This is a genomic window from Janthinobacterium darwini (assembly GCF_051380905.1).
Classification (GTDB): Bacteria; Pseudomonadota; Gammaproteobacteria; order Burkholderiales; family Burkholderiaceae_D; genus Janthinobacterium.
Genome location: NZ_JBNYXX010000003.1, coordinates 432,988 through 449,438, shown reverse-complemented (window position 1 = coordinate 449,438; position 16,451 = coordinate 432,988). Strand labels below are relative to the sequence as shown.

At 62.2% G+C, this 16,451-nt stretch carries 12 protein-coding genes; 4 read left to right on the top strand and 8 right to left on the bottom strand.

All coding sequences use genetic code 11. From position 1 onward, the window contains the following. Nucleotides 1–33 precede the first annotated feature (33 nt). The 6 genes from ACQ4WZ_RS20500 to ACQ4WZ_RS20475 form a co-directional block, all read right to left on the bottom strand. A complete protein-coding gene (locus tag ACQ4WZ_RS20500; protein WP_133993740.1) occupies nt 34–2,496 on the bottom strand; it encodes a TonB-dependent receptor in 2,463 nt (820 codons plus the stop codon). Nucleotides 2,497–2,603: 107 nt separating this feature from the next. Next, complete coding sequence (locus ACQ4WZ_RS20495) at nt 2,604–3,656, bottom strand: ABC transporter ATP-binding protein (protein ID WP_101484288.1); 1,053 nt, start codon at nt 3,654–3,656, stop codon at nt 2,604–2,606. Nucleotide 3,657: 1 nt separating this feature from the next. Then, nucleotides 3,658–5,025 carry a GH1 family beta-glucosidase gene (locus tag ACQ4WZ_RS20490; protein WP_436574376.1) on the bottom strand — a complete coding sequence of 456 codons (1,368 nt, stop codon included), beginning with the start codon at nt 5,023–5,025 and terminating at the stop codon, nt 3,658–3,660. 25 nt (nt 5,026–5,050) lie between these two features. After that, a complete protein-coding gene (locus ACQ4WZ_RS20485) occupies nt 5,051–5,869 on the bottom strand; it encodes a carbohydrate ABC transporter permease (protein ID WP_101484286.1) in 819 nt (272 codons plus the stop codon). Then, nucleotides 5,866–6,858 carry a carbohydrate ABC transporter permease gene (locus ACQ4WZ_RS20480; RefSeq protein ID WP_436574375.1) on the bottom strand — a complete coding sequence of 331 codons (993 nt, stop codon included), beginning with the start codon at nt 6,856–6,858 and terminating at the stop codon, nt 5,866–5,868. Before ACQ4WZ_RS20480 ends, ACQ4WZ_RS20485 begins: the two co-directional genes overlap by 4 nt. Before the next feature lie 7 nt (nt 6,859–6,865). Beyond that, nucleotides 6,866–8,143, bottom strand: coding sequence for an ABC transporter substrate-binding protein (locus ACQ4WZ_RS20475; RefSeq protein ID WP_436574374.1), 1,278 nt, complete (start codon nt 8,141–8,143; stop codon nt 6,866–6,868). Between the two features lie 478 nt (nt 8,144–8,621). Here ACQ4WZ_RS20475 and ACQ4WZ_RS20470 point away from each other — a divergent pair, with 478 nt between their 5' ends. The 3 genes from ACQ4WZ_RS20470 to ACQ4WZ_RS20460 all read left to right on the top strand — a co-directional run bounded on the left by ACQ4WZ_RS20470 (nt 8,622) and on the right by ACQ4WZ_RS20460 (nt 13,117). Further along, nucleotides 8,622–9,641: a LacI family DNA-binding transcriptional regulator gene (locus tag ACQ4WZ_RS20470; RefSeq protein WP_436574373.1), complete on the top strand. Its 1,020-nt coding sequence runs from the start codon at nt 8,622–8,624 to the stop codon at nt 9,639–9,641. A gap of 211 nt (nt 9,642–9,852) precedes the next feature. Next, a complete protein-coding gene (gene sodB, locus ACQ4WZ_RS20465) occupies nt 9,853–10,431 on the top strand; it encodes a superoxide dismutase [Fe] (RefSeq protein ID WP_071078930.1) in 579 nt (192 codons plus the stop codon). Between the two features lie 262 nt (nt 10,432–10,693). Further along, nucleotides 10,694–13,117 carry a putative bifunctional diguanylate cyclase/phosphodiesterase gene (locus tag ACQ4WZ_RS20460; RefSeq protein ID WP_436574372.1) on the top strand — a complete coding sequence of 808 codons (2,424 nt, stop codon included), beginning with the start codon at nt 10,694–10,696 and terminating at the stop codon, nt 13,115–13,117. 60 nt (nt 13,118–13,177) lie between these two features. Here the strand turns inward: ACQ4WZ_RS20460 and ACQ4WZ_RS20455 are convergent, their stop codons facing one another. Further along, nucleotides 13,178–14,740, bottom strand: a complete 1,563-nt coding sequence (locus tag ACQ4WZ_RS20455) for a CYTH and CHAD domain-containing protein (protein WP_436574371.1) — start codon at nt 14,738–14,740, stop codon at nt 13,178–13,180. 117 nt (nt 14,741–14,857) lie between these two features. Here ACQ4WZ_RS20455 and mgrA point away from each other — a divergent pair, with 117 nt between their 5' ends. Further along, entirely contained in the window at nt 14,858–15,898 is a 1,041-nt protein-coding gene (gene mgrA, locus ACQ4WZ_RS20450; protein WP_101484281.1) for an L-glyceraldehyde 3-phosphate reductase, read from the top strand. A 5-nt stretch (nt 15,899–15,903) separates the two neighbouring features. Here the strand turns inward: mgrA and ACQ4WZ_RS20445 are convergent, their stop codons facing one another. Continuing rightward, nucleotides 15,904–16,392: a DUF2244 domain-containing protein gene (locus tag ACQ4WZ_RS20445; RefSeq protein ID WP_436574370.1), complete on the bottom strand. Its 489-nt coding sequence runs from the start codon at nt 16,390–16,392 to the stop codon at nt 15,904–15,906. Nucleotides 16,393–16,451: the final 59 nt, after the last annotated feature.

Below are 16,451 nucleotides of genomic sequence, written 5' to 3'. Positions count from 1 at the left end.
GACTGCTACTGCTACTACTCTGTCGCTACGCCATCAGAACTTCATCGACACGCGCGCGCCTACCGTGCGCGGCGCATTGTAGAAGGCGCCGTAGATCTGCTGGGTAGGCTGGCATGGCATACCCACGTCCGTGCAAATTTCATTGACGTCCAGCTTGACCGCCTTGTCCGTGGCATTCTGCACGAACGCTTCCACCGTATAGGCCTTGCTGGCCGGCTGGAAGCGCAGGCTCAGGTCCAGGGTGGTGTAGGCTTCCTGGCGCTTGACACCCGCATGGCCTGGCACGTCGCCGTTGAAGGCTCCCGCCCCCACGTACGACATGGTTTCATAGTGCACCGAGGCGCGCGGCGTGAGCTGGCCACCGGCGACATTGAAATCATGCTCGTACTGGACGGTCGTGGAAAACTTCGGCGCATGCTTCATCGTGCTGCCGCCCACGTTCACCAAAGGCGCCGTCGAACCGCAGGACTGGCCATTCGCGCGTGCCGCGTCGACGTCGCACGACATGAAATTATCGTATACGGCCTTGAGCCAGGTGGCGTTGCCCGTCAGGCGGTCGACCGACGTTGGCCGCCACACCCACTCCGCTTCCAGCCCCTTGACAGTGGCGCCGGCCGCATTGAAATTGGCCAGCACGCTGTTGACCACCTGCGATTCGAGCTTGTCCTTGTATTTCATCAGGAAAGCATCGAGGTTCAGGGTCAGCTGGCGATTCAGCAAGTCCGACTTGAAACCGATTTCATAGCTGGTCAGCTTTTCCGGCTTGGTGGTGGCGCCGCCGTCGCCGATGGCCGGCGAATGGAAGCCCGTCGTCACGGAACCGAACAGCAAGATATCGGAGCGCAGCTTGTACTCGATGCGGCCCAGCCAGGTGGCCTGGCCGTATTTCAGGTCGGCCGTATTGTCGCCAGGCGTATTGCCGCAGCTGGCCGCCGTGATAGCACCACCGGGCCCGATATTATGCGTGTTGGCCAAGCCCGTGCCGGGCGTGACAAGCTGCGCCATCTGGTCCGGGGTGAGCACGGTGGTGCCCAGCGGCGTGTTCGCGGGCCAGTTCGGGCAGGCCCAGTTCTTGCCGCCGATATCGAATTTATGGTCTTTTGTGTAGCGCGCGCCGGCCGTCAGCTTGAGCGTATCGGTCACTTGCTGGCTGACCTGGCCAAACACGGCTTTCGATTTGAGCTGGCGGTCGCCCTGGATGAAGGACATGGCCGAGGCATACTGGCCCACGGTGGGCTGCACGAAAATCACGGCGCCGTTGGCGATATCCTGCTGCACGGCCGCCTGCGAAATCTGGCTGCGGTCGATATCGAAGCGCACCTTGTTCTTTTCATTGAAGAGGAACAGGCCGGCCACCCACTGGAATGGCGCATCGTCGTCAGAACGGGCCTGCAGCTCGTGCGAATAGCTGTCGAACTGCGCCCAGTCGGTGCGGTTTTCCGATTTGAAGCCGGGGAACAGGCCCGCATCGGCATCGTTGCTGTTCTGGCGCTTGTAGCGGCTCCAGCTGCCCAGGTAAGTAAAGTCAAGCGCCTCCGTCGGCTTGTAATTGAGCTTGCCCTTGTAGGTCAAAATCGACTGGTCCAGGGTGCCCGGCGTGTCGATCAGGGCCGAACGCAGCTTCTCGCCCCCTTTCGGCTCGGCCGCCAGGTAGACGTTGCCAGCGCCCTGGTCCAGGAAGTAGTCGGCGATGAAGGTGCCGCGCAGCTGCGGCGTGATTTTCCACAGCAGTGAGGCGCGCACGCCCATCTGGTCGCCTGCGCCATACTTGGCCGTGCCAGGCATGACGTTCGAGCCGCGGCGGAAGTCCACCGTGCCGTCGTGGCTATCCTTGATGGCGGCGATGCGCAGCGCCACGTCGTCGGAAAACGGGATATTCAACATGCCCTGCGTCTGCAAATGACGGTAATCGCCCACGGTGATGCCGGCCGAACCCATGAACTTGGCCGTGCTTGGCGCGGCCGACACGAGGTTGACGGCGCCTGCCGTCGAATTGCGGCCGTTCAGCGTGCCCTGCGGTCCGCGCGCCACCTCGACGTGGGACAGGTCATACATGAGCGCTGTGGCGCCCTGAGGGCGCGGCGAGTACACACCATCGACATAAAAGGCGACGGCCGGGTCGCCCAGCTCCGTGTGGTTGGCCGACCCGACGCCGCGCATGTAGACGTGCACGCCGCCCGAATCGCCATGTTGCTCGACAACCAGGCTGGGCACCATGGTGGCCAGCGAGGCCAGATCCTTGACCTGATTGTTTTGCAGGGTGTCCTGGTTGAAGGCAGTGACGGCCAGCGGCGTCTCCTGCACGAAAGTGTTGCGGCGCGTGGCCGTGACGACGATGCGGTCCATCTGCTCGGCGGCCGGTTTTGCCACGTCCGTGGCTGCCGTGGTGCTGGACGCCTCCTGTGCCAGCGCGGCGCCGCTGCCCAGCAAGATGAACTGGGCGAAGGTCGCATGCGCCAGGCTGAGGGCGATGGTATTGCGTTTAAGCTGTTGCATTGTTGTTGTCTCCTGTACCGCTGGTTGAATGATGATCACATAGCTCTTTGGCTATTGCTGCACATTTTTTGGGTGTCAATCTGAAGTCATGTCGCCTCCGTGCGGGTTCAATGGGTCGCCACGGCGCGCCCGGCCGTGTCAAACAGAAAGGCATGGCCCTCTTCCGGCGCGAAGCCGATGGCGCTGCCCTGCGCCAGCGCGTGGCGCGCCTCGCCATGCAGCTTGATGGCCACCGCATGCCTGTCGCCATCGATGCTGCCGTCAAGCGTTGCGTGGATGATCTGCGCATCGCCCAGCTGCTCGATCAGGGTGACGGTGGCGCCGTAGCCCTCATTGCGCGGCACCAGGCGCAGGTGCTCGGGACGTATGCCGACCAGCATGCCGGCCTCGCCACCGATCTGGCTGGCCAGGGCCGGCACGGCCGCGCACGGCAAAAAATTCATGCGCAGCGCACCGATGAAGCCAGCCACGAACTGGCTCGCCGGGTGGCGGTACAGGTCCAGGGGCGCCCCCACCTGCTCCAGGTGGCCGCCGTGGAAGACGGCCACCCTGTCCCCCAGGGTCATGGCCTCGACCTGGTCATGCGTCACGTAAATCATGGTGGTGCCCAGTTCCTGGTGCAGCTTGGCCAGCTCGATGCGCGTCTGCACGCGCAGCGACGCGTCGAGGTTGGACAGCGGCTCGTCAAACAAAAACACCTTGGGCTGGCGCACGATGGAGCGGCCGATGGCAACGCGCTGGCGCTCGCCGCCGGACAGGGCCTTGGGTTTGCGGTCAAGCAGGTGCGTGATCTGCAGGATCTCCGCCACCTTGCCCACTGCCGCGCGCACTTCGGCTTCCGGCTTGCCTGCCAATTTGAGGGCAAAGCCCATGTTCTCGCGCGCCGTCATGTGTGGATACAGCGCGTAGCTCTGGAAGACCATGGCGATGCCCCGCTCGGCCGGCGCCACGTCGTTGGCCAGCAAGTCGCCGATGTGCAGCTGGCCCGCGCTGATGTCTTCGAGTCCCGCGATCATGCGCAGCAGGGTCGACTTGCCGCAGCCGGATGGTCCGACGAAAACCATGAATTCACCGTCGTGGATATCGAGGTCCAGGCCCTTGACGATTTCCGGGCCGTCGCCGTAGGTCTTGCGGATGCCGCGTAGCGAAATGGCAGCCATCTCAATGCTCCCCGACCAGGACGGCAGCGTGGGACGCGCGCTGCGCGGCGATGAAGTCGCGGTACCAGAGGGCGCTGTCCTTGAAGCTGCGCTGCTGCGTGGCGTAATCGACATACAGCATGCCGAAACGCTTGGCATAGCCAGAATTCCACTCGAAGTTATCCATCAGGCTCCAGTAGAAATAGCCGCGCACGTCGATACCCTGTGCGATCACGGCGCGCAGGGCATCGAGGTGCAGCTGCACGTACTCGATGCGCGCCTGGTCATTGATCTTGCCGTCAACGGGCTTGTCAGCCACGGCCATGCCGTTTTCCGTGATGTAGACGGGCGGCAGACGGTATTCGCGGTGCAGCCCCACCAGCAGCTCCGTCAAGCCCTGCGGATAGGTTTCCCAACCCATGTCGTTGACGCCGAGCTTGCATTCAGGCTTGCGCGGCGGCGTTTCGGCGCTCATGTAAGCGCGCGTGTAGTAATTCACGCCGAGGAAATCGATGGGCTGTTTAATATCTGTGAAATCGTTTTCAAAGATAGCTAAAGCAGAAGCGTCGACGTGTTTCAGGGCCAGCGCCGGGTAGCGGCCCTTGAAGATGGCGTCCATATACCACTGCACCGAGCGCGCATATTCGAGTTCGGCCAGCTCCCGGTCCTGGGCGCTGTCAGTGGCCGGCGTGGCCGTCCATTGATTGAGCACGATGCCCAGCTTGGCGGGTGGATTGACGGCGCGCATGGCTTGCATGGCCAGGCCGTGCGACAGCAGCAGATGGTGCGACACTTGCACGGCGGCGGCCGGGTCGGCCATGCCGGGGGCGAACTGGCCCGTGCCGTGGCCCAGCACGGCCGTGCACCACGGTTCATTGTGCGTGGCGATGCTGACGACCTTGTGGCCGAAGCGGCGCGCCACCTCGGCCGCGTAGGCGGCGAAGTGATAGCAGGTGGCGCGATTGAGCCAGCCGCCCTCGTCCTGCAAGGCTTGCGGCAAGTCCCAGTGGTACAGGGTCAGATGGGCATCGAGTCCCTTGGCAGCCAGGGCATCGAGCAGGCGCGCATAGAAATCGAAGCCCGCCTCGTTCCAGGCGCCCGAGCCGGCCGGTTGCACCCTCGACCAGGACATGGAAAAACGGTAGGCGTTCACGCCCAGGCTGGCGATCAGCTCCACGTCATCAAAGTAGCGGTGGTAATGGTCGCAGGCCACGTCGCCATTGCTGCCGTCGATGATCTTGCCATCAGCATGGCTGAAGGTATCCCAGATGGACGGGCCGCGGCCGTCGATGGCGGCGGCGCCCTCGATCTGGTAGGCGCTGGTGGCCACTCCCCAGGTGAAGGTGGCGGGAAAGTTGGTATCGGTGTCGTCGTTATGCATGGTGGTCATGTCAGTGTGAGTGGTTAAGAGAGTTCTAGCCTTTGACGGCGCCTTGCGTAAGGCCCTCGATCAGGCGCTTCGAGGCGACAAAAAACATCAGCAGCAGCGGCAGTACGGCGATGGCGGCGCCCGTCATCAGCGCGCCCCACTCCGTGTTGTTCGGCGCCTGCATGCTGCGCAGGGCCAGCGGGATCGTGTAGTTCTCGACCGAGCGCATGACGACCAGCGGCGTAATGAAATTGTTCCAGGAATTGATGAAGGTGATCAGGCCCAGGGTGCCCATGGCAGGGCCGATCAGCGGCAGCACGACACGCCAGTAGATCGCAAATTCACCGCAGCCGTCGATGCGCGCCGCCTCGATCAGGTCCCTTGGTATCGCCGTGCCGATGTACTGGCGCATCAGGAAGATACCCAGCGCGCCGGCCGCTCCCGGCACGTACAGGGCGCGCGGCTGGTCCAGCCAGCCGAGGAAATCCATCAGCATGAAGGTCGGAATCATGTTCATGAAGGACGGGATGATCATCGACGCCATCACCAGGGTGAACAGGGGCCGCTTGAAGCGGAACTCGTACATGGCAAAGGCGTAGCCGCCCAGCGAACAAAAGAACAGGGTGAGCGCAGTCGTCATCAGCGCCACGTACAGACTGATGCCGATATTGCGCCAGAACGGCAGGCGTTCCTGCAGCAGTTCCAGGTTGTGCAGCAGGGCCGTGCCGAACCAGCGCGGCGGCGGCAGGCTGTAGATCTCCGCGCTCGTGTGCGTGGCGAAGACGAACATGAAGTAGAACGGCGCGACCATGATCAGGGCGCCGATGGCCACCATGGTGTAAGCCGTCCAGCGCGTGGTGTTCATTTGGCCTCCTTGCGTTCATTACGTTCATTGCGGCTGAAGATGCGGTTATTCGCCCAGGTGGTGCTGGCGATAATCAGGAACAGCAGCCAGGAAATGGCCGACGCCGTGCCGAAGTCGCCCGAGGAAAACGCCGTCTTGTAGACGAAGATGGCCGTCGTCATCACCGATTGGCTCACGCCACTCGACTCGGCCACCAGCACGAACGGCTCCTCGAACAGCTGCAAATTGCCCATGATGGTGAGCGTGACGGCCAGGTAGATCATGGGGCGCAGCTGTGGCAAGGTGATGTACCAGAATTGCTGGCGCTTCGAGGCGCCATCGATGGTCGCCGCTTCATACAGATCCTTGGGGATCACCTGCAGCGCCGACAGATACAACACCAGGTTCCAGCCCAGGTAGCGCCAGAAGATGACGAAGGCGACGGCCGGCTTGATGAACAGAGAGCTGCCCAACCAGTCAATCGACTCAGCGGGGAACAGGGCGCCGACCAGCGGCAGGCTGGCGCACCATTGAATCAGCACATTGATCTGGCCATAGTCGCGCGAGAACAGGGTATTGAAGACCATGGCGATAGCCACGCTGGACGTGATGAACGGTAAAAAGTAAATGCCGATCACCAGGTTGCGCGAGCGCTTGAAGCTGTTGTGGATGAAGGCCGCCAGCGGAATGGCTACCAGATGCTGCGGCACGCCAGAGGCCAGCGCCAGCCACAAGGTGTTGCCCAGCGAGCGCAAAAACCACGGATCGCTCAGGGCATATTTGTAGTTATCCAGTCCCACCCACTGCATGGCTTCCACGCCGCTGGCAGCTTCCCATTGGTTGAACGACAAATAGATAGAGAACAGCAGCGGGAACAGGCTGAAAACGGCGAACAGGATGAAGAAGGGGCTGATGAAAATGTACGGCGCCCATTTTTTCCTGTCGTAGCGCTTCCTGACGGACCGCGTGGCAGCGGCGGCACCCTCGGCACAAGGCATGGTCGTATTCATGCTGCTCCTAGCGCCGCGCGCGGTGGGTGATCAGGGCCTTGGCGTCGGCCAGGGCCGTCTTGATGTCCTTGTTTTGCGCCAGCACGCTTTCCAGCTCCATGTTGACGATGTCACGCGCCACGGCGTCAAACTTGTCGACGCGGATGACGGGGATTTTCGCCGCCGTGTCGCGCGCCAGCAAGCGCGTTTTCTGCCCGCCGAAGTACGGCTGCGGCTCGTCCATCATCGGATCCGCATATGCCGCCTTCAGGGCGGGAAACGCGCCGATTTCCTTCAGCGAGTGCAGCTGGATATCCTTGTTGACGGTCATGAACTTGATGAATTCCCACGCTTGTGCCTTGTTGGCCGCCTTTTTCGGGATGCCGTAGAAGGAACCGCCATACGACGCCAGCGCGCCGGCGGGCAGGTTCACCGCGCGCCACTGGCCTTTCGACTCCGGCGCCAGCCACTTGGCCAGGTGGCCGCTGAGCCAGGAACCCATCATCTGGCTGGCCACCTTGTCGCGTTTGAAGCCCTCTGCCCATTCGCCCGTCCAGGCCACAGTGCGCGCATCGATGCCGGCGACGCGCGCCGCCTTGGCCAGTTCGAACGCTTTCACGAAGCGCGGCGAGTCGACCAGCACCTGCCCCTTGTCGCCAAAATAAATGCCTTCGCCATCTTTCAGATTGGCACGGATAACAATGTCGGCCAGGTCGCTGGCACCGGCCAGCAGATAGGTGCCGGTGGCGGCCTTGAGTTTCTTGCCGGCGGCAATGTACGACTCCCACGATTGCGTCAGGTCGGCCTCCTTGATGCCCGCCTTGTCCATCAAGTCCTTGCGGTAGAACAAGGTGCCTGGCCCCAAGTCGGCCGGCATGGCGCCCAGGGTGCCGCGCGAACTGGTCGCCTGCACGAAGGTGAACGGCACGAACAGGGCGCGGTACTGCCCTGCCCCGTAAAGCGGCTGCAGCAAATCTTCCATGCCCTTCGATTCGGCGAAGCTTCCCACATAACGGAAATCGATGGCCATCACGTCGGGAAGGCGCGCACCGGCCGCCAGCGCCGTCGTCATCGAGTTGTGGTGGTCGTCGATCTGCAGACTGACCAGCTTGACCTTCACTTGCGGGTACAGCTTTTCCCACAGGGGCAAGGCCGTCTTGACGGCGCGGTCCAGGTCGGGGAAGGAGGCGACAGTGATGGTCGCCGGGGCCAGTGTCGACACCGGCGGCGCGACGGGCGCGGCGGCCACGCCATAGACCAGGGTCAGCGCGGCCAGGGAGGCTGCGCCAAGGATGCTTGACTTCATTATTTCATCTCCGTTTATTGAGCGTCTTCTATCTTGAAAACGTTTTCACACCATACATCCATTTAACACTGCAAAGAAAATCAAGTCAACCGAAATAGTTGTCATTTTTATTGAGGGCAGCATGGCAAGCTGCACGCCGTGGCGCGGATTCTCCTATGAAAAAATGCAAAAAATCGTCATTTGAGCTGCCGTTGTTTTTTGTGAAAACGTTTTCATATGTAACTCAGATTAGCGCGTGAGCGCGTAATCCGACGCATTGTTGGCGGCAAAAGCATGGTTCCTGCGCTTTGTTGGCTGCGCTTTGTTGGCTGCGCTGTGTCGGCTTACGCCCTGCGGGCTAACCCGACCTACCCCGACCTACCCTGACCTGCCCGGACCTGCGCCGACCTGCGGTCGTCATCGGCCGTTTATGGTAATCTTTCACTGAAAAGGTTTTCAGAGCACTGACAACCAGCCATCTTGATACCCAGGAATCACCTTGAACGATAGCGCCCACGCTGCTCCCCCTTCTACCCTGCTCGACGTGGCCCGCCAGGCTGGCGTGTCGCCCAGCACTGTTTCGCGCATTCTGAACGGCACGGCCAGGGTCTCCGACGACAAGCGAGACGCCGTGCTGGCGGCCATCGCGCAGATGAAATTTGCGCCGAACCAGATGGCGCAGGGTCTGAAAAAGGGCCGCTCGATGACCATCGGCATCGTGGTGCAGGATATTTCCAGCCCCTTCTTCGACGAAAGCCTGCGCGGCGTGGACGACGGTCTGAAAGACACGGGCTATGCGTCCGTGATCGTCAGCGGGCACTGGAATGCGCAGGAAGAGGCCGACCGCATCCGCCTGCTGCTGGCGAGGAAGGTCGATGGCATCATCCTGCTGTCCGGGCGTATCTCGGACCAGAGCGTGCTCGATTTCTCGCAGCAGCGGCCCATCGTCTCGACCGGCCGCCTGCTGGCGACCAGAAGCGCCATTGGCTTCAAGCTCGACAACGAATACGGCGCCTACCTGGCCGTGCGCCACCTGGTGGAACTGGGCCACCGCCGCATCGCGTTCGTGTCCGGCCCCGCCAACAATACGGATGCAAACGAGCGCCTGACGGGCTACCAGCGCGCGCTGCGCGAGGCGGATATCGCCATCGACCCGAAGCTGATGGCGGAAGGAGATTTCCACGAGGCAAGTGGGATGCTGGCCATGAACCACCTGTTCGAGACACAACAGCAATTCAGCGCCGTCTTTGCCGCCAACGACTTGTCCGCCTATGGCGCGCGCCTGTGCCTGTACCGCAAGGGCATCCGCGTGCCCGACGACATCTCGCTCGTGGGTTTCGATGACTTGCCCGGCTCGTCCTACACGACGCCGCCGCTGACGACCATCCGCCAACCCCTGTATGACATCGGCCGCATCGCCACCGAAGCGTTACTGGGCCTGATCAATGGCGAAGCGGTGCAGGCGGCCATTCCGCCCCTGGAACTGATTGTGCGAGAAACCACGCGGCGCATCCGCTGAGGCTTGCGGCAGGGACCATTTCCTTGCGACTTAAGCTAAACGAGAATCACTACGCTACCAGCATCCGCGACGCGTGCCGGAATCTGCAGCAATGGCGCATCCGCTTTACAATAGTGGCTCGTTCAGCAAGAATGCTTGGTTCAAGCACGCAAGGCTCAACCCTCCGGCCCGGGCCGGAAGACTCCGAACACTCACCACAAAGGGACATCACATGGAACATACTCTGCCACCACTGCCGTATGAAATGGACGCTCTGGCGCCGCATATTTCGAAAGAAACCCTGGAATACCACTATGCCAAGCATCACCAGGCGTATGTCACCAACTTGAACAACCTGATCAAGGGTACCGAGTTCGAGAACCTGTCGCTGGAAGAGATCATCAAGAAATCGTCGGGCGGCATCTTCAACAATGCTGCGCAAGTATGGAACCACACCTTCTACTGGAACGGCATGAAGCCGGCCGGCGGTGGCGCTCCTACCGGTGCCGTGGCTGACGCGATCAACGCCAAATGGTCGTCGTTCGACAAGTTCAAGGAAGAATTCACCAAGTCGTGCGTGGGCAATTTCGGTTCGGGCTGGACCTGGCTGGTACAAAAAGCCGACGGCTCCGTCGACATCGTCAACACCTCGAACGCCGGCTGCCCTTTGACCACCGGCGACAAGCCACTGCTGACCTGCGACGTCTGGGAACACGCCTACTACATCGACTACCGCAACCTGCGCGCCAAGTACGTGGAAACGTTCTGGGGCCTGGTCAACTGGGAATTCGTTGCCAAGAACTTCGCGTAAGCGCGTTTCTCTTGTCAACGTCAACGAGATTTTGACATAAAAATATGACATGAAAATTGTCATATTTTCTCAAAGGAAGTTTTTACCGTAAGGTAATAACTTCCTTTTTTACATGTGAACGCATGCTTCACATCAGCGCGTAACGCAGGCCAGGTCGGACCAGGCCGGCACCGCGCACCTGCCAGGCAGATCCATCCCCCTTCTGGCACTGCGCATGCAAATGGTTGCGGGATGACAGGGCCGGAATTTACGAAATATTTACGTGCCCGACCAAGCAATTTACATTTTGCTTACGCATGCCCCGCTACACTTTCTCATTTGCAACAAAAGCATTTGGCCATCCGGGCCAAAGCAAGCCAGTGGCAACGGGCTGCCGCGCCAGAACCTCCCCCTACCTTCCATGTCCGCACCGCAGCACATCAAAAATGAACACTTTTTCCAGCAATGGCTGATCCACGCCATGGTGTTGTCGGCACTGGCCGGCTTCATCGGATTCACCCAGTACGAGGAATATCACCGGATTGATACGCAGGAACACGAGCGGCTGGCGATGCAGGCGGAAATCGTGGAAAAGAATTTAACGCCGCAATTGAAGTTGAGCAAGCGCGTGATCGACAGCATCATCGACGAACTGGCGGTCTGGCAGGCGCAAGACGATCACCTGCGGCGGGCGAATCACTCGCTCAAAGTGATCAGCGATGCGCTGATCGGCATCCGCCCCATCCTGGTCATCGGTCCTGACGGGCAGGTGGTGGCCGGCAGCGACGCCGGCTTGGCGGACGAAAACTTCAGGCGAAACGATTGCTTCCAGAAAGCCATGCGACTCGCCGATCCGCAATTGCTGCACGTTAGCGCACCGCCTGGCAACACCGCCGCTCCCGGCGCGATCAGCCTGTGCCGCCGCATCAGCGGGTTTCAGGGCGGCTTTGGCGGCATCGTCATGGTCAGCCTGGCGCCCGCCTATTTCTCCAACCTGCTCGATTCGATTCGTTATGCGCGCGATGTCCATAGCTCGATCTCACGCGAAGACGGTCAGTTGTACCTGGCTTCTACACGCCGGACTGACGCCCAGATGCCCGGGTTACCGCGCGGCGCCGACAAGCAGCGCATGGTCGCCGAGCGCCATGTGCCATCGAGCGCGTCCCTCTTCGGGACGACGCTGCGCATCGCCGTGAGCCGCGACACCGAGGTCTTGTTCGCGCCGTGGCGCCAGAGCCTGTATGCGCAAAGCGTCCTGTTCGGTTTGGTTGCCATTTTCAGCACGCTCGGGCTGCTGATCATACAAAAACGGCACCGCTTGCGGCGGGCCGAACGCAAGAAGACAGAGAAGCAAATACAGCAACTGGCCTTCTTCGATCAACTCACCAAGCTGCCCAACCGCATCTTGCTGCTGGACCGCCTGAAGCAGGCGAAGAAGGCCAGCCTGCGCAGCGGCAACCATGGCGCCGTCCTGTTCATCGATCTGGACAACTTCAAGACACTCAACGACACGCTTGGGCACGACATGGGCGACCTCCTGCTCAATCAAGTCGCGCGGCGCCTGGTCGGCTGCGTGCGCGCTGGCGACACCGTGGCCCGCCTGGGCGGCGATGAGTTCGTCGTCATGCTGACGGACCTGCATGTGAATGCGGAACAGGCGGCGGCCCAGGTCGATATCGTCGGCAACAAGATCCTGCAGGAACTGAGCCAGACCTACTGGCTCAACCAGGTCACCCACCGCAGCACCTCGAGTATCGGCGCGACGCTCTTCATGGGCAATCTGACCAGCATCGACGATCTGCTCAAGCAGGCGGACCTGGCCATGTACAAATCCAAGGCGGTGGGACGCAATGCCTTGCGCTTCTTCGATCCCGCCATGGAGGTGGCCATGCTGGAACGGGCCGCGCTGGAAACGGACTTGCGCGACGCCATTCCATGCCGCCAGTTGATACTCCACTACCAGCCCCAAATCGACCACCGTGGGGGCGTTACCGGCGTCGAAGCGCTGGTACGCTGGCAACACCCGCTGCGCGGACTGGTGCCGCCAGGCGACTTCATTGCGCTGGCCGAAGAAATCGGCGTGATCCTGCCGCTGGGACAATGGGTGCTTGAAACGGCCTGCGCACAATTGGTCGCCTGGGCCGGACATCCCGACATGCGCCATCTGAGCATTGCGGTCAATGTCAGCGTGCGCCAGTTCAACCAGGACGATTTTGTCGATCAGGTGCTGTTTGCACTGGCTTGCAGCGGCGCCGACCCACATCTTCTCAAGCTAGAGCTGACCGAGAGCCTGCTGGTGTCCGACGTTGGCGGCGTGATCGCCAAGATGTCCGCAATCAAAGCGCACGGCGTCGGTTTTTCGCTCGACGATTTTGGCACGGGCTATTCTTCCCTGGCCTATCTCAAGCGGTTGCCGCTGGACCAGTTAAAGATAGACAAGTCTTTTGTCCGCGACGTGACGCATGACCCTAGCGACGCATCGATCGCCAAAACCATCATCGCCCTGGCTCGCAGCCTGAACATCGCAGTCATTGCGGAGGGCGTCGAGACGCTGGCACAGCGTGATTTCCTGGCGCGCTACGGTTGTCGCGCCTATCAGGGATACTTCTTCAGCCGCCCTTTGACGCTCATGGACCTGGAAAAATTTGTGCAGTACCGCTCGCATGCTGCGCCATGCGACGACGATCAACGCCTTCTGCGTTCTTGAGAAGTGCCAGCAGGCGATGAGTTAAACGATGGGGACAGGCTGCAAGGGACGACAAGCTTGTCAGGCCTGCCCGATGCTGCCCTTCGACGGCAAAGGGGCGGCCGCGAAGCGCCGCCATGGCCGCGCCAGCGCCTTGCCTGCACCGCCCTGCAATTGCCCTGCCAGGTAGCCGCGCACATAGGCTGCTGGCTGCAACAGATCAGGCTGCATTTCGGCCAGCGCGCGCAGCAAGCCGTCCGCCACCTCGATATCGTTGCGCCAGCCCAGTTCGTCCTGCAAGACGGACAGTCGCTTCACGTAGTGCCGGAGCTGCCCTGCGTCATATAAGGATGCAAAAAATTCAGTGGCATAGCGGGCTTTCTTGGCCGCGATGCGCACCCGGTGGCGCGCCGGCGGCGCCAGCTTCGGCAAGTCTTTTCCCCGCTTTAACAGGCGGCGCTGATCCTTGCGCAGGGTAGCGCGGGCAAACGGGCAGATAGGCGCGTCCAGGCGCCGCACTTGACGCACGGAGCAACTGTCGCGCCAGGCGCGCGCCTGCAGCCAGCGCTGCAAACCCAGCATGCAAGCCGTGTAGCGCGCCGAGGTGACGGCCTTGGCCGCTTGCACGTGCTTGCGGCGTGCCTGCGCGTGCGCCGCCGCTACCAAGGCCGCCACCTCCGTGGCCGCCTCGCCGTCGAGCTGCGCCAGGGTATTGCCAGCCAACACGTCCCCGTCGCGCGCCTCGCCCAGCGCGCCGCCCAGCCAACCGAGTTCGCTCTTCAAGGCGTCCGGCAGCGCCAGCAGGGACTTGAACATGCCCAGCGCCGAGCGCAAACGGCGTAGTCCCACGCGCATCTGGTGCACGCTTTCCATGTCCTCGCCCGCCGCCACGCCATCCTGGTTGCCGCTCACCTGCTCCAGGCAATTGCCGGCGATGACCAGGAACACCTGCTCCACCGACATGGCCGCGTCCAGCGCCAGTGTCTGCGCCTTGACGGCGCGCAAAGGCTGCGGCGCTGCGAGGCGGTAGCCGCGTTCCGCCTTGCTCAGGTGGCCCAGCTGCAGCGGCACGTCCTGCAGCAGGGCCAGCGCGACGTCGAACAGGCTGGCCGCTTGCCCCTGTTTCAATTCCAGTTCGATCTCGCTGACGGGCACGCTGCGCACGGCCCCATCGGCACCGCTTTCAATGACACCCTGGTCCAGCACGCATTCGATCTGGTCGCCCTGCGGCGTACGCAGCTGCCATACGGTGCGTTTGATGCGGGTGGTAAACACGGGCTGCAAAGCGTCGCGGATGGCGTCCTGGCGCAGCAGCGCTCGGATGGGCTGCTTGCGGCCGATGACGGAGTCGAGCGCGGCGAGGTCCGGCTGCGGCCCGGGAACTTGCCCTTCCCATTCGTGGCGGCTGTGCAAGCCGCCGCTGACGCTGCCGCCCGCCTTCAGGGTTTGCATCCAGCGCCCGGAGACCTGGCGCACGCGCAAGCCCGCCTGGTGACGGCATAGCTGCAAATCGGGCGTATCGACATACATATCGTGCATCTGCAGCACCAGTGGCTCTCCTTGCGCAAGCTGCGCCAGCAGCGGGTGCGCGCGCAGGCGGGGCGCGTCTTGCGGCGCCAGCAACAATTTCAATTCGATTTCCATGACCGCTCCTTGCAAGATTCCTCAACGCCCATTGTAAGGCGTGCCCGGTCGCGTACAAGGCGCACGCACACCTTGATTTTGCGCGAAAATAAGCGCTTCATTCAACCAGGAGATGCCATGACCTACCACGCCGCCGAGAACCGCTACGACAGCATGCCATACCGCACCTGCGGGCGCAGCGGGCTGAAACTGCCGCTGCTGTCCCTGGGACTGTGGCACAACTTTGGCGATAGCAACAATCTGGCCTCGCAGCGCGACATGCTGCGCACGGCTTTCGACCTGGGCATCACACATTTCGACCTGGCCAACAACTACGGCCCGCCATATGGCAGCGCGGAAAGCAATTTCGGCAAGCTGCTGCGCGATGATTTTCTGCCCTACCGCGATGAACTGATCATTTCCACCAAGGCGGGCTGGGACATGTGGCCCGGTCCGTACGGCCAGGGTGGCGGATCGCGCAAATACGTGCTGGCCAGCCTGGACCAAAGTCTGCAGCGCCTGGGCCTGGACTACGTCGACATCTTTTATTCGCACCGCTACGACGCCGACACCCCGCTGGAAGAAACCATGGGCGCGCTGGCCACCGCCGTGCAGCAGGGCAAGGCGCTGTACGTGGGCCTGTCGTCGTATTCGCCGCAAAAGACGGCCGAGGCGGCCGCCCTGCTGAAAGAGTGGAAAGTGCCATGCTTGATCCACCAGCCGGCCTACAATATGCTCAACCGCTGGATCGAGGAAGACGGCTTGCTCGATACCCTGCAAGAGCAAGGCATGGGCTGCATTACGTTCACGGCACTGGCGCAGGGCTTGCTCAGCGACAAGTACCTCGATGGCGTGCCGCAAGATGCGCGCGTCAACCGCCCCGGCGGCGGCTCGCTGCTGCAAAAGCACCTGAGCGCGGAAAACCTGGCCCGCGTGCGCGCGCTGAACCAGATCGCCGCCCAGCGGGGGCAAACGCTGGCGCAGATGGCGCTGGCCTGGGTGCTGCGCGACCCAAGAGTCACCTCGACCCTGATCGGCGCGAGCAGCAGCGCGCAAATCCGCGAAAACGTGGCAGCGCTGCAGCAACTGACGTTCACGGCCGACGAGCTCGCCGCCATCGACGTGCAGGCGCGCGAAGGCCATATCAACCTGTGGGAAGGCCCGTCGCGGGCCGTGTAAGGCAGTCACGGCGGCGCTGGCGGCGACATTGGCGGTGGCAGCAGGGCCAGCAGCTCCTGCGCCACCTGCCGGCGCCGTTCAGGCGTGGCGAAGACGCCCACCGCCACATGCCGTGTAGCATCACGCATATCGTTGATGTGTATCAATTGGCGCGGCCCTTGCGGCACGGCGATGCGCGTGCACCACGGCGAAAAGTGGTGGCGCCGGCAGTGGCCGGCGCTGACCTGTTCGACGATCAGCTCGCCGTCGCGCAGGGCGATATGCTCATAGTCGCGCGCATGGCGCAGGTAATGCAGCAGGGCGATGGCCACCAGGCCCAGTTCGGCGAACGAAAAGGCGGGAATGGTCCAGAAGCCGCGCAGCGCAAAGGCGGCGGCAATCGTCAGGGAAAACAGGCATAGCAAGCCATAGGCGCACAGCAACTGGCGCGCCGTCAAGGCACTGTAGCGCGCCAGCAGCCATTGCGGCTGCTCGCGCGAATGATCGCGTGGCATGGCGCCTCCCGCCTCATCGCTCCATCGACGTATTATCGCCCTCGCGGCGGCGGCCAAGT

What these genes read in the sequence shown, in the direction of transcription:
- ACQ4WZ_RS20500 (WP_133993740.1), bottom strand. Translation starts at nt 2,496, where the DNA reads ATGCAACAGCTTAAACGCAATACCATCGCCCTCAGCCTGGCGCATGCG.
- ACQ4WZ_RS20495 (WP_101484288.1), bottom strand. Translation starts at nt 3,656, where the DNA reads ATGGCTGCCATTTCGCTACGCGGCATCCGCAAGACCTACGGCGACGGC.
- ACQ4WZ_RS20490 (WP_436574376.1), bottom strand. Translation starts at nt 5,025, where the DNA reads ATGACCACCATGCATAACGACGACACCGATACCAACTTTCCCGCCACC.
- ACQ4WZ_RS20485 (WP_101484286.1), bottom strand. Translation starts at nt 5,869, where the DNA reads ATGAACACCACGCGCTGGACGGCTTACACCATGGTGGCCATCGGCGCC.
- ACQ4WZ_RS20480 (WP_436574375.1), bottom strand. Translation starts at nt 6,858, where the DNA reads ATGAATACGACCATGCCTTGTGCCGAGGGTGCCGCCGCTGCCACGCGG.
- ACQ4WZ_RS20475 (WP_436574374.1), bottom strand. Translation starts at nt 8,143, where the DNA reads ATGAAGTCAAGCATCCTTGGCGCAGCCTCCCTGGCCGCGCTGACCCTG.
- sodB (WP_071078930.1), top strand. Translation starts at nt 9,853, where the DNA reads ATGGAACATACTCTGCCACCACTGCCGTATGAAATGGACGCTCTGGCG.
- ACQ4WZ_RS20455 (WP_436574371.1), bottom strand. Translation starts at nt 14,740, where the DNA reads ATGGAAATCGAATTGAAATTGTTGCTGGCGCCGCAAGACGCGCCCCGC.
- mgrA (WP_101484281.1), top strand. Translation starts at nt 14,858, where the DNA reads ATGACCTACCACGCCGCCGAGAACCGCTACGACAGCATGCCATACCGC.
- ACQ4WZ_RS20445 (WP_436574370.1), bottom strand. Translation starts at nt 16,392, where the DNA reads ATGCCACGCGATCATTCGCGCGAGCAGCCGCAATGGCTGCTGGCGCGC.